At 59.8% G+C, this 13,764-nt stretch carries 7 protein-coding genes; all 7 read right to left on the bottom strand.

From position 1 onward, the window contains the following. Window position 1: 1 nt before the first annotated feature. Window positions 2-4,957: an AAA domain-containing protein gene (locus CLU94_RS25270; RefSeq protein ID WP_099668489.1), complete on the bottom strand. Its 4,956-nt coding sequence runs from the start codon at window positions 4,955-4,957 to the stop codon at window positions 2-4. Window positions 4,958-5,119: 162 nt separating this feature from the next. After that, on the bottom strand, window positions 5,120-5,491 hold the full coding sequence (locus CLU94_RS25265) for a hypothetical protein (RefSeq protein ID WP_099667667.1): 372 nt from the start codon (window positions 5,489-5,491) through the stop codon (window positions 5,120-5,122). Window positions 5,492-5,560: 69 nt separating this feature from the next. Next, window positions 5,561-8,803 (bottom strand): zincin-like metallopeptidase domain-containing protein, encoded by a 3,243-nt coding sequence (locus CLU94_RS25260; RefSeq protein WP_257218993.1) that lies wholly within the window; start codon window positions 8,801-8,803, stop codon window positions 5,561-5,563. Then, window positions 8,775-9,053, bottom strand: a complete 279-nt coding sequence (locus tag CLU94_RS25250; protein ID WP_143451538.1) for a hypothetical protein — start codon at window positions 9,051-9,053, stop codon at window positions 8,775-8,777. The genes CLU94_RS25260 and CLU94_RS25250 overlap by 29 nt, the downstream gene beginning before the upstream one ends. A 39-nt stretch (window positions 9,054-9,092) precedes the next feature. Next, the gene (gene traF, locus CLU94_RS25245; RefSeq protein WP_099667665.1) at window positions 9,093-9,629 is read right to left on the bottom strand and encodes a conjugative transfer signal peptidase TraF; all 537 of its coding nucleotides are present in this window, start codon (window positions 9,627-9,629) and stop codon (window positions 9,093-9,095) included. Beyond that, window positions 9,626-11,536, bottom strand: a complete 1,911-nt coding sequence (locus CLU94_RS25240; RefSeq protein WP_099667664.1) for a type IV secretory system conjugative DNA transfer family protein — start codon at window positions 11,534-11,536, stop codon at window positions 9,626-9,628. Before CLU94_RS25240 ends, traF begins: the two co-directional genes overlap by 4 nt. Next, window positions 11,533-13,761 (bottom strand): TraI/MobA(P) family conjugative relaxase, encoded by a 2,229-nt coding sequence (traI, locus tag CLU94_RS25235; RefSeq protein ID WP_099667663.1) that lies wholly within the window; start codon window positions 13,759-13,761, stop codon window positions 11,533-11,535. Before traI ends, CLU94_RS25240 begins: the two co-directional genes overlap by 4 nt. Window positions 13,762-13,764: the final 3 nt, after the last annotated feature.

Raw genomic sequence — 13,764 nt, 5'->3', positions numbered from 1 at the left:
CCTAGCGGTTCTTTTTTACAGATATTAAATTATACGAAGCAATATCGCTTATATTACTCATGTAGGAAATAACTTGCCCGAGAGGCTTATCCTTGTTATGACCGCACCACATTTCCGCATTTCCGATTATCAATAACCGATCCATGGCTCGAGACATCGCCACGTTAATCCGATTGGGCGTGCGCAGAAATCCCGGGCTTTTTTGGTTGTCGGAACGCGTTAGGCTCAAGACGATTATCCGGTTCTCTTTTCCTTGATAGCTATCGACGGTATCGATCTTTACTAGCGCCTTGAACCCTTCGCTCCAAATCCCTTGATTGAATTTTTGTCGAATCAACCTTTTTTGTTCTGCATACATGCAAATCACGCCAATCAATGCATCATCTTTATCCTTAAGATTGGAAAGTTCAGTTAGAAATTGGCTGTTCTCAGATATTTGTTTTAGAAGGTCTATCACCTGCTCCGCTTCACACCGATTATAGATACTGACCCCTCGGTCGCTCTGGTGATGGGCTTGCTCGCCGAGAGATGACGTGTCTAGCCATGTCACCGCTGACCGAAGAGCGCTCGGAGCAGTGGCATATATATTAGGAATCACACGATCTCCATTGTTAAGCATCCCATTGTAGAACGTATGCGAAACTAGATTACCGATCGAAGGAGCCATTCGATACTGGGTTAGCAGTGTTGCGCTTGTCCGTTTCCCATACTCGGAATTGAACGCCCGTGCGAAATCGCTTCGCAAAACCTCATCAATTTCAATATTCTTGTCATTGATGCCAAGTCGGCGCGCGAGAGCTGCCTTATGGGCATCAGAGTATAACGGGGGAAGTTGCAAATGATCACCTACCAGGAGGACGCGTTTCGCAGACTGCATTGCAATTGCCAATTCGCTCGCGATGGAACGAGCGGCCTCGTCGATAATTACGAAGTCATAAATATTTTCGTGAATGCCGATATGTCCCTGCCCGATTCCGACACAAGTACCCGTTACCAGTTGTCTTGAGCGGGCGTAGAACTCGTCGCAATTGACTTTTTCCGCAGACAAAGCATCTTGTATGTCACGGCATATCCGCGCTAATGCCCTAACCCTCTTTGTTTCACTTGGACGGACACCGTACTCCGAGCAAATTTTAGCGAGCAGGATAGATTTAGCTTCCGATAGGTTACTTTTCTTGGAAATAACAATTCCGTAGTCTTCATTAAGTTTTGAACGAATATTTTCATCCAGCTCTACCGCGATCTGTTTGAGGGATTTAATATCCTCCTCATCACCGACTTTCTCGAAACTCTTAAGGAGAGATTCCAGATGATCAATTTGCTTGAACAATTTCAATTCAGCTTCCACGACTTTTGAAATGAACGTGGGCTCGAGGCCTAGAGCACCCGCTAGGGCCTCGACGCGGTAGCGAATTTCGGCATTGAATAACTCACGTTTTTCTGATGTTAATGCATGCGAATAAACGTCCTTAAGACCGTGCGAAACTGCCCCTTCACGGTTGCTAAATCTAACGACTTCAAGCGATGTACCCAACCTTCTGCAATGTTTCCTTATTCGCTCTGCCGCCGTGTTCACGGCTTCGTGAGATTGGCTAACTAGCAGGATTTTTCGCACATTTAATTTTTCGACGAGAAAATGGACGAATGCCGCAATGAACTCAGTCTTTCCTGTTCCTGGTGGTCCCTGCAACAGTGATAATGGACCGTTGTTCAAGAGTTTGGTAAATGCCTCGCGCTGTTGCTCGTTGAGGCTGATCTTGTTTCCGTGCTGATCTTCACGGTCGTATCTAGCGAAGTCAGCCTCTGTGACCGTAATATTGTATGCCCTGGCGTCGTTGTTGCAGGCAGGGTCAAACAGATCAAGGAGATTGGGCAGGACACCCTCTCTATCAAGTAGCCTTTCAAGAGCAGCTTTGCGCTTGCGGTATGAAGCTCTGTCCTGTTTGGTCCTGAAGAAGACTAAGTCGCCGTCTTTAAGTCCGTAGGCTGAACTTCGCACCTTATAGAGTCTGACCTCGTTCAATGCCGATTTTTTGAGGACGACCTCCCCGATGATCTTCTCTGTACCATCCTGATCTATGAGAAGAGCATCAACTTCATCTGTGCTTGCGAAAGTGCCCAGGGGGTCGACATCTGCCTCGTAGCGAAGTATCAGTTCAGAATCAGTTTCTAGTGGCTTTATGGACGCACCGTTCAATTCAATATTGGGGCTTGACTCAGTTTCGGTCGCAAGGATTGCGCGCCAGAGTGCCTGAGTCGAAATATCGACGGTAATATCAGAACGGCCCTCACCTACCGAAGCTTCTACCTTTTCGAAAACATCCCTAAGTTGTTGGCTCAGCGAGGATTCGTCAATTTGCTGAGGAGGCATCTGAACCATCTCGATTGCACGGTGAAATGATTCATCGTTCCGAAGGTGTTCAGACAAACCCGAAAGTTGCATAGGTCGACCCGGCTTGATGCGGATTGCAATGCTGACCTCAAACTGGCTTTCCTCTGCAGCTCTAAAATAAACATCAGATCGGATTCGGGGGGGCGCCCCTCCAACAAAGCAACGTTGCTCTTTGTTGTAGAAGGCAACAAACGATCCGCCAACGCCCGAGAATGTCACCGAATAATCGCCTTTCCCTTGCTTCGCAGCGTCTACCTTAACGTAGAGATGCCCGTTGTCAGGCAAGATTGATACCTGTTCGTTGACATTGGGAAGGGTGATTTCTACAAATTGCTGCTCCTCAGAGCTCTCTGCGGTTATCAGTGCCTTCTTAAATCGCCCCAGGTCCTTAAAACCGAACTCGAAGTCATCTAATTCTGACCGGATCGCGTCGGAGACTCGATGGAAGGCGCTAGATTCCTTCCCCCATTCCAATCCAAGGAGTTCGCAAGACATGCGCAGCACGGCGAAGATGTCGCGCTGTTCGGAAGTGCTCCCATCAATATTTTCAGGGCTATAGCGATGGTTTTTCACTACGGTAGTGTTTTGAGAGAAGTCCGGAATGTCTATCAGATACAAATTTCCGTCCTCACTACTCAGCATCACATTGCCCGGGTGGAGATCGCCATGCGTAAGTCCCAAGCTATGAAGATGTTCGACCGCTAAAACCAACTTACCGATAACGATTAACTTATCGGCATCTTCGATTACCGCATCTGCCCACGTGGTTCCCTCAATCACGTCGGTCACTAAATACATACTACCCGACCTCGTTGCTAGCCCGTATTCCCGAATACATGGCAGGTAAATAGGGTTTACTGTGGCAAGCTTGTCCAAGCGTTTCAGAAAAGAAAGGATACGGAAGTTGACTATCGAGTCCTCGCCCTTTCCGCCGACGTTCAACCAAGCCTTAACCAGCCTACCCTCTGAAAAATACACCTCTTTGTCATCGGTCGAAATAAGAAACTCTTCTTGGTCAGGGAAACGTCGAGTATGGTGGAATGGATGACGATAGGTTTCCAGTTCGGAATCATCAAACGTTGGAATTGATTCGGCCGGCGGTTCCACATTTTTCAGACCGTGGAAAAAAGATGAAGCATCCTTAAAATTTGCTGTCACCGCTTCCAAAAGAACGCCGGCATACCATTCACTGCTCGACAGCATTTCGTCCTGAATTTTTTCAAGGCTCTTGGGAGACATGCGTTGTGCAGTTAGCAAATGCCAGGATACAAGGCCAAGCGCATGCACATCCTGCTGAAATGGGGTAGTTGATAACCCGTCCAGCAGCTCTTTTACCTCTACAGTACCTGCCGATAAGCTGCTCCTATAATCTCCAACTGTACCAATAGGCTGGTGATAGGCAGAAATAAAGTTGGAAAGGGCAATTTCTTTCGAAGGAGATAGCCAAAGGCTGTGGTCAGCAATGTCCCTGTGTGCAATCTTGATCGCATGCAAATCGGCGAACTTGGCAATAAGCAATTTCGTCAAGTTCAATCGGTCGGTTGGGTTAAAAAGCTGACCATACTTCCCTACGAACTCATTAAACCTCACGTGACCGGGTGGAACCTCATACACCTCGCTATATTGCGACGTAACTTCATCCTTTTCGAAACTGGTAAGCGAGCGTAGGCAATGGTTATATAGATCTCGATTTTGGTGATTGATAAACTGTAATACTTCGCGCTCGCGTGACACGATTTCGGCTCGCCCCTGTGAGGTTATCGCCTTGGCGCCCTCGAGCTTTTTGAAGTTCCAAACTCGCAGTAGAGCCTCGGAGCCTTTCGATATTTCAGAGCTCGCCAAGTACTCCTTATATACATGGTTCGGATGCTCGAACACTGGCTCGACTGCTGTATATCCCCCGATCCTTAGAGCTTTTGGTACCGTATTACCAGCCAAGAAAAGTTCGTCAAAGAGCGCGAAGTCCTGATTCAGGACTTTAGCACCTGGATGGGGACGGAAGTGTTTCTCGAACATCCCTTTGTCCGCAAACTTGAGAAAGTCCTTCAGGGAAATTGTGTGCCGAAGTTCAACTTCGGGCAGCTGACTGAAATCAGCATTTCCGGTCATCACTACGAAGTAGTCGACAAAGGGAACGTAACCCTTATTTGTGAATCGTTGACTAAGTTTTTTTAACTTATTTGTAAGGGTGTATTGCTTGCTTCTGACGACGCTAACAGGTGAACGCCCCATGTTTTTGTCGCCCTTGAACCACACGTCGCCATTCGCAGTTACGGGTGCATGATTCCAATCCTTCAACTCTACGATAATCACATTGCAATGGGTAACGAGCACAAGGTCAAACTCTCCTTCTTTACCCTTAGAATCGACAAACCGAAATCCTGCATACCCTTTCCACGGAAACATATCATGTCGACCAAGCTTGTTCTGAAGCTGGTCTCTCAGGGATCTTCCCCTCGGCCTTGACGCTTCGTCCAGCTGTACATCGGCAAATGAAGTTGCCATTTTCATAATGGCATCAATCTCTTGCTCTTGAAGACCACCATCCCATATTTCGATTTTCAAGTTGTTCCCTTTTTTACGTTGCTGGATCATTATTCCCGTATGGATAAGTCTATCCGCAAAACCAGAGTGTGGCGAAATAAAAACCAAAAATATTAATTAAAATTCATCTACGTACATGCGGCGAATCCTGAGAAAATGTTTCTTCACAGCTTTGTTCCCAGATTAAAAAATGGCACTCACTCCTTGAGCATCGGCACAATAGGGAAAATACGATACCCTACGTACAAAATAGGCACACGGCCCCTCCCCACCATCAAAAACAGCAAGAAGGAACCAAGCTTGGTCGCCGTCCGGCTTGCATGGCTGCCATTCAGACAGTGAGCCGACAAGATCTCCAGCAAGGAACCTCCTGTAACTATCCACAGCCCGGGCATCATCTTCCATCCACACCCGCATCACCTCCAGGCGATGCGCTCGCAGCCAGTTTTCCCAAAGCTTCGCATCGCCATCGTCGAAAAACGGCAGCTCAGGATGACTGCGCGCGCCGCCTGCATGCGGAACCAACGGCGCGGCCTTGATCGGCAAGACATTCATTTTTGGATCTCCATTCCATCGTTTCCCGTTTCCTTCTACCCTCGGCACGGGCCGCCACGCAGCATGCAGTCACTGCGGTCCGGACCTGGCCAGCCGGCGCTGCAGCGGTTCCCGCGCAAGAGACAAGGCATCCTGATTGGCATTGGCCAGCCTGCTTTCAATTTCGGACTGCACGGCCGGACGCACCTGCCGGTCCAGCCCTTCCATGCCCAGCCGGCTCTTGGTGGCCAGGTCATTGAAGTCAGTGTATCCCTTCGGATCGGCCGCCTGCTCGCCCGGGGCAAAGATAGGCAGCAGCACGCGGCCTCCAGTCAGCCGGGCCGCTTCCTGCGCCTTGGCCTTGCCGGGGTTGATGCCCTGCGTCGCTTCCAGGTGCTGGTCGTTGTCCCCTGCGATGATCACCGGCTTGCCCGGGAAGCGGCCGTGCAATGCCTTCGCCACCAGTGGCAGGTTGCCGGAGTCAAAAGCGGCTACCGTGGCGAAGCCAACCGACTTTGACAGGCTGGCGGCGGTCGCATAGCCTTCCGCGATGACCAGCGCAGGCGCCCGGGCCAGCGCCTCAAGCCCGCCGACAGCGTGGAAGCAGCCCGTCTTGCGGCTGTCGCGCGCGAAGCGCTTGCTGCCATCCTCGCCGATGTACTGCATGCTCCACTGCTTGCCATCGGCGTCGGTCGCCGGAATGTAGCTGGTCTTGCCTGCCTTGTCGGTGAATATGCCCGGCGTAGGCTCCAGCCCCTTCGACACCAGGTACGGCGTCGGTTGCGCCATCGGCAGTAGGCTGGCCATCTGCCGCACGACGCGGCTCGCCGCTGCCTCCTGCAGCTGCGCCTGGGCGGCCTGGCGTTCCTGCAGCCGGGTGGCCGCTTCGGCCTGCAGCCGGGCCTTCTGTTCCGGATCCAGCGCGTAGCCCTTGTACTTCCAGTCCATCGCCTCGCCCGTCTTGTTGTTCTTGATATGGCCTGCCGGATGGCCATCGAGGTGGGCGACATAGAAGCCGGAACCGGAATGCTCGCTGTGCTTTTCGCCTTCCACGGTAATACGGTGCTTCTGTCCATCCATCACGGGGTGCTCGCCGCTCACCACGCAGCGCAGGCTGCGCAGCGCATCGGCAAACTCCTCCTGCGCCGTCATGGCGGGCCCCTGCTGAAGTCCTGCCTTGGCCGGCATCCAGCGCGCCAACCGCGCCATGTTCGCCTTCGCTCCCGCGTACCAGGACTTCGCTACCTTGTCCCATGCCGCGCCCGCGGCCTTGGCCAGCTTGCGTTCGCCGTACGGCACCGCCAGATACTGGCGTGGCTGGCGCGGTGCGGCTGGCACGCCGTCACGCGGTTCCTGTCCGCCAGCACCTTCCGCTACAGGTTGCCGGTGCCACTTCTCGAACACGGCGGGATCGGCCCCGGGCGGTACCGTCCACGATTGCGCCGCCCTGTCCCAGCGCGCACCCAGGGCCTTGGCTTCGTCCTTTTCCCTGAACGGCACGGCGAGCAGTATTCCGGTGCCATGTGCGGCCTGGCCGTTGCCCTGTTCAAGCTGCGCCACCCGGCGCTGCAGATCCGCGCTGCCGGTGACGGCGGCCAGTTCCGCGCCCTTGCGCGCTTCGCGGGCCGCAACCAGGTCTTCCGCGGCGCTGGCAGGATCGCGCCGCACGCGTTCTTCGTGCAGGCGGGCCAGCTTCACGGCCTTCTCTCGTTCATCCGTTTCGGAGTGCGCGTCGATCAGCGCCAGCCTGCCCGCCAGCTGCACAGCTTCACGCTGGGTGCCACGGTCGGCCAGCCACTGGTGGCGGCCGTCGGCCTGCTGCGCGTAGACGCTCCAGAATTCCGGCCTGAGGCCAAGCTGATCGGCCGATGCTTCCTGCGGCTCTCCATCCACCTCGCCAGTGGCCATGCCCTGCACCATCACGCGGCCGGTCCAGTCGTGCGGCAAGGAAAAGCCCAGTTGCCGCATGGCGGCTGCGTCCAGAACGGCACCAGCCTCGCTGCCGCCACCGCGCAATACCTGCAGCCGTGCCAAGGACACCTCGCTGTCGCCCGCATTTTCCGTTTCCGCCTTCATGATGGTCTCCCCTTCCACCCGTTCCACGCGCCTCTCCGCCTCGGGCGCGCTGGTCAGCTGCCAGTGCTGTTCCTGGGCCGCTGCCACGGCCTGCCCCACTTCCGGCGATGCAAAGCGCTCGCATTCGAAATCGCCGTCCGGCCCCCACACGACGCCAGCGAGTTCCCGCCCGTCCGCCGCCTCCATGCTGCGGTTGGCGGCCTGCGACTTCCCCACGTAGCAGCGTGCCGCTTCGTCCAGCGTGGCGAATGACTGCGAAAACAGATCCTTGCCACCCACCCGTTCGCGGACTATGAAGGGCGCGGCATCTGCTGCAACAGGCGCCTGCTGCGGCGACGCAGCCTGCCCCAGCAGTTGCACCTGTTCCAGTCCCAGCACGTAGGCCTGGATCTTCTCGGCCCCGGACGCGGCGCGGAAAATCTCCAGGGGATCGGACTGCAGCGCGCGTATCCATGATCCGACATAGGCCGCGTGCTGGCCGGGATCGTGGCCGATGCCCAGCTCGTCGCCCAGCAGCATGCTGGCAATTTCCGCGCGCAGCTCTTCCCGCGCATATTCCTCGCTGCCGAAGGGATGGCCAAGGTCGCGGCCCAGCCGGCTGGCGTGCCCCGTCCAGTGCCCCAGTTCATGCAGCGCCGTCGCATAGTAATTGTCCGCCGTGGGGAACTGCTCCTTGCCGGGCAGGTGGATGGTATCGGTCGACGGCCGGTAGAAGGCGCTGTCGCGGCCCTCGGGCCCGCCATGCTCGATGCTGGCACCCGATGCCTGCAGTATCCGCTCCACCCGCTCGGCCGGCGCCCAGGCTGCAGGTGGCCGCGGCGCCAGCGGCGCCAGGCCGTCGATCTGCGACGCGTTGAACACCGTGGAAAAAAACATCTGCGGCCGCTCCAGCCTGAAGGACTGGCGCGCCTGGCGGCCGTCGCTGGCCAGCACCGGCTTGCCGTCGGCATCCGTCTGGCCCTGCTCCTCGCTGAATTTCCAGTACTGGATGGGCGTGCCCTTCTCGCCCTGGCGCACCTGCGCACCGGCGGACGCAGCCTGCTTGTAGGTCATCCAGCGCTGGTCCGCATGGCCTTCGCTCATCAGGTGCAAGGCGTTGATGCCCTTGTAGCGCTTGCCCGTGGTGGGATTGAATGGCAGGAATGCTCCCGGCTCTCCTGGCTGCCACGGCTTTTGCCAGGGCGCCGTGCCTTCCCTGAGCTGCGCCACCAGCTTCTCGGCGATCGTTTCAATCAGTGACTTGGGCAGGTCGTTCATGGCTGGTGCTCCGTGTCAGGGGCAGCGGCGCGCTGGCATCGGCCAGGTCAATGACGCCTGCCGCCGCTTCGTGTTCATCCACGGCATCCTCGGCAAAGGAGCCGGCCTGTTCGGCTTCATCCGGCGCGAACTCGGCCCGGCTGCCAGGTATGGCGGCGTCGCCCAGCTTTTCGCGCAGGACGGCTGCCATGGCCTGTTCTTCGGCCATCGCGCCACCGGTCTGCCTGTCTCGTGCATTCTCATTCTTCATCGGTTTCCTCCTCTTCTACGCGGTTGAAAATGGGACGTGCTACCAGGTCAGCACCGGGACGATCACCGTGCTGACCTGCATGCGCTGGACGGGGCCAAAGTAGCGCGCGTCGAAAGACCGGGGATTGGCGTCCGCCATCAGCAGCAGCTGGAATTCGCTGAGGATGTAGCGGTCGGCCTGGAAGCGCGCCATGGGCCGGCCATTGCCGTCAGCGGCCAGCGGCGCGCTGTGCGCAAGCAGGTGCCCGTTGACGCGCACGCCGTCCGGCGCCACGCTGACCGCGTCATTGCCCGCGCCAAGCACTTTCTTCATCATGTAGCCATAGCCGCCGGGACAGAAACCCGCGCCGATGTAGCCGCGCCGGCGCGCCTCCTCGAACACCCCCAGCTGGGGCGGACAGAACATCACGTAGCGCCCGGGCGCCACCGGGGCCGAACTGGTCCAGTACAAGCCGCGTGGAATGCTATGGCTGCTGTTGATGCGCGCGCCAGCCAGGTGGGCTGCCACGCCCAGCACCAGCAGCACGGCGCCCAGCGAGGCGCTCCAGGCGCCGAGTTTCACGCAGGTCCGGTTCATAGCCGTATGCCCTCCCCGTCCGCAGGCCGGTGCGCGTGGTGCAGCTTGTCGCTTTTCGTGGGCGCGGGGATGGCGGCGCGCGCCTGGAAGACCGCATCCTGGAAGTACAGCGGCTGGCGGCCGTAGATCGCCGGATAGCCTGCCACATAGACGACCATGTCGCCCGCCTTCTCGATGTCGCCGCTGGCCGACTTGACGGGGCCGGGCATGCGCAGGCACTCGTCCGGCGTGAGCAGCGGGCGCTGCGTCTCCTGGATGGTGCGCGACACCTGCGCCAGCAAAGCGCTGGTGCGGCGCCCGCTGGTCGTAACCTGTTCCTTCGCCACCGTGGTCTGGCCCGTCAGCTTGGACAGGTGCTCGGCCGTCTCAAGCCGGTTCGGCGGATAGGCATTCTGGATATGGCAGCTCGAGGTGATGCTTTCATCGGGACCATAGCCCGTTTCGCGGCTCTTGATCTGGTTGATGTCCTGGCAGATCAGGTAGCACTTGATGCCGTAGCCGGCCAGGAAACCCAGGGACTCCTGCATGATGTCCAGCTTGCCCAGGCTGGGAAACTCGTCGAGCATCATCAGCAGGCGGTGCCGGTAGCGCGCCACGGGGCGCCCGTTCTCGAAACTGACGCGATCGGCCAGCTGGCGCACGATCATGTTGACCAGCACGCGCACCAGCGGGCGCAGGCGCGCCTTGTCCGTTGGCTGCGTGACGATGTACAGGCTCACCGGGCTGTCGTGGTGCATCAGGTCGCGGATGCGGAATTCCGAACGGCTCACGTTGCGCGCGACGATAGGGTCACGGTACAGCGACAGGTAGGACTTGGCCGTCGATAGCACGGAACCGGCTTCCTCCTCGGGCCGGTCGAGCATGTCGCGCGCGGCCGAACCCACCACCGGATGATTGCGTCCGTCCGCATGGCTGTAGGTGATCATTTCCATCCACAGCTCGCCGATGCCGCGGTTCGGGTCCGCCATCATGGCGTCGACCACGGACAGGGTGGCCGTCGTGCCTTCGGCGCGCGCCTTGTACAGCGCATGCAGGATCACGCCCACGATCAGCGCCTGGCTAGTCTTTTGCCAGTGCGTCTCCAGCCCCTTGCCGTCCGGGTCGACGATCAGGGTGGCGAGATTCTGCACGTCGCCCACCTCGTGCTCCGTATCGAGACGGATCTCGTCGAGCGCATTCCAGCACACGCTGCCCTTGGCAGCGGCCGGCTCGAAGTACAGCACCCTGTTCCCCGCATGCTTCTGGCGCCAGCCCGAAGTCAGCGCCCACAGCTCGCTTTTCAGGTCGGTGACGACGGCGCTGTGCGGCCAAGCGAGCAGGGTCGGCACCACCAGGCCGACCCCCTTGCCGGAGCGGGTGGGCGCGTACGTCAGCACGTGCTCCGGCCCGTCGTGGCGCAGGTAGTGCTGCCTGCCCGCCCGGTCCAGCCAGGCCCCCACGTACACGCCGGCGCTGGCCGGCTGCGCCCTTCCGGCCAGCAGCTGCCACAGCGAGCGCGTCGCGGGCAGCAGGCCGGCGGCGCGGATGTCCGTGATGTTCGCCCAGCGCGCCGAGCCGTGCAGGTACTCGCTGGCGCGGGCCGAATTCACCGAGATCATCCGGGCTACCAGCAGCCCGATCAGTCCGACGCCCGCGACGCTGATGCCCACGCTGCCCGCCTGCATCAGCGCATCCGGATACTGCCCGCGCCACCTGGCAGCCCAGCCGACGATGGCCCATGGCGGATAGACCTGGCTGGCATGCCAGCCCAGTGCGCTCTGGTAGTGGAAGGCGTGGGCAAAGAACTGGGTGGCCGCCTGGAAGCCGCCAACGAGGGTGAGCGCGGCCAGCGCCGGGATGGCCTTGCGGCCGCCCCGCCGCGTGCTGCGCACCTGGGGGCCGACGGCATTATTGAACCTGTCTTTCATCTGGTCCGTCCTTTCGTCTTGATGACGCCGCCAAGCGTCACGGTGATGGCATCACCGGGGGCCAGCTTGCGCAAGCGCCTTGCTGCTGCGCCGCTCACCGGCAGGACCATCGTTGCCGCGCCCCGCTCCAGCAGCGCCAGCACCTGGCCGCCCGCCTCGCGCAGCCCGGCAAAGACAGCCAGCCCCTTGACACCATCATATCGTTCAAATTTCGGTATATCGGACAATCGCGGCCTTGTTTGTTCCTGCTCAAGGAGGAAGGCATCCACTGCCGCCGAGCCAGTATCTCGCCAGTCCGCTACGCCTCCCCGCCCATGAACATGCCGTCGCATGCGCTGATCTGCTGCGGCTCCTTGCTGCTCCATGTGACCAGGTACATCACGCGGCAATAGCACTTCAGTTCCACTGCCGATGCGAACCATACCGAGTTGGGACAGCTTTCGCAGACGGTTCCTGGCTGCGGGCGGCGGATGGCCTCCAACGCCGCCAGGGTCGGACTGGGAGTGGGAGCCGCGCCGGGGTCCGGCGCTTGCGCGGCCGGCCGTGGTGGCGGCGCACGCTCCAGCGACTCCAGCGCCTGCTCCAGCAGCGCGTCGCGCTGCGCCTTCACCGGGTTGTCCGCCCCGGCGCGGTTGCCTTGCCTGTTCATCCTGCGTCTCCTTCGTGCCCCCGGCACGCAACAGATCCTGCCGGCGCCGCTCCAGCACGGCGTCGTCGAACGTGACCGCCAGGTGCGCGGCAGCCGCCGCCTGGATGACCTGGTCCTGGAACGCGGCGCTGCCAGCGACATGCAGGCAGCTGCCATAGCGCGAAACCGCCATGTCCAGCGCCAGCTGCAGGCCCGCCTGCGTGGCGCCGCGCGTGATTTTCAGCTTATGCCCGTCGTCGCGGATCGTGGTCGCGCCAGCGCAATAGATGAGCGTGCCATGCTTGGTCACGCTGTCCTGCCGCAAACCATTCGGCGCCTGCGCCCCGCCTACCTCACTTGCCAGCTCGCTGCCGGCCAGCGTGTTTCCCGCCAGGCCCTGCTTGCCGCCGCGTGCTCTCAAGGCAGCCAGCGCCTGCGCGTCGCCAGCCCCGGCACGGGTGCGCAGCCAGTCCGCCCAGGCAAGGCGGCCGTGCTGGCTGCGGATGGCGCTGCGTTCCGCAAGGTAGCCGCTATTGATGCGTTCGATGTCCGCCATGAGCGTCTTCGCGGCTGCCGCATGCAAGATGCGTTTGGCAAACGGGCCGCAGGCAAGCATGCGGATGGCCGCCCGCTTGAGCCTGCCCCGGCGCTTCGCCTCGGCAATCAGGCGCTTGTGCTGGGCGCGCGCGCCCGCCAGGGCGCCAGCGCGCACCTGGACGGCGTCCTGCTGCTGTTCCTGGTAGAGCGCATACAGTGCGGCCGTTGCCACGCGCAGGCGCAGCGGCTGGCGAATTTGGCCCGCCTGGCTGGGATGGCCTCCTGTCCCGGCCGGCCCGGGATTGAATGGCCCCAGCCGCGCTTCCAGGCGCGCCCTGGAGCAGTCGCGGTGCACGGAACTGGCCTTCACGGCCGTGCCATCATCGGCCAGGATCACCAGGCCGTTGCCCCGTTCGCGCAGCGCCAGGCCGTGCGCCAGCAGCACGCCGTGCAGTTCCTGCCACGAGGCTGCATCTCGCATCTGCGCATGGCATGCGCGGCGCACCAGTCCCAGCAGGCTCTCGATGCCGGCGTGGCGCTCCATGTCCATGGCCCGGCTGGCGGCGCCCGTTTGCCGCGCCTGGTGGTTGTCGCGCTGCAAGCCGAACTCGTCTTCCAGCGCCGCACACAGAAGGCCCAGCGTGGCATGGTCGCGGTAAGGCTGGTGGATCGTATAGCGGCTGGGATGGATCTTATTGATGGCGATATGCACGTGCAGGTTGTCCGTATCGTGGTGCACGACGCTGATGCGCTGGTGCGCCCCATAGCCCAGCCCGTGGCAGATGCGCGCTTCCACGGCCTGCAGCACGGCCGGGGGCGGTTCCTCGCCAGCAGGAAAACTGAGGATCAGGTGATAGGTCTTGTCCGACAGCGCGCGCTGGTTCTGCGCCTGCGTATTGAGGATCTCGGTGACGGCCACTGCGGCCTGGTCCGACTGGCAGTTCGTAACCGTCACGCAGCCGACGCGTTCCCGCTTGGCCTGCGCGTCGGCCAGGTAGGCCAGCAGGCTGGCAAAGCCGCTTTTCCGGGCCACCTTCATGGGAACATGCTTGGCGATCATGCT

This window comes from Janthinobacterium sp. 13, assembly GCF_002749695.1.
Lineage (GTDB): Bacteria > Pseudomonadota > Gammaproteobacteria > Burkholderiales > Burkholderiaceae_D > Janthinobacterium > Janthinobacterium kumbetense.
This window is presented reverse-complemented; position numbering and strand designations above follow the sequence as displayed.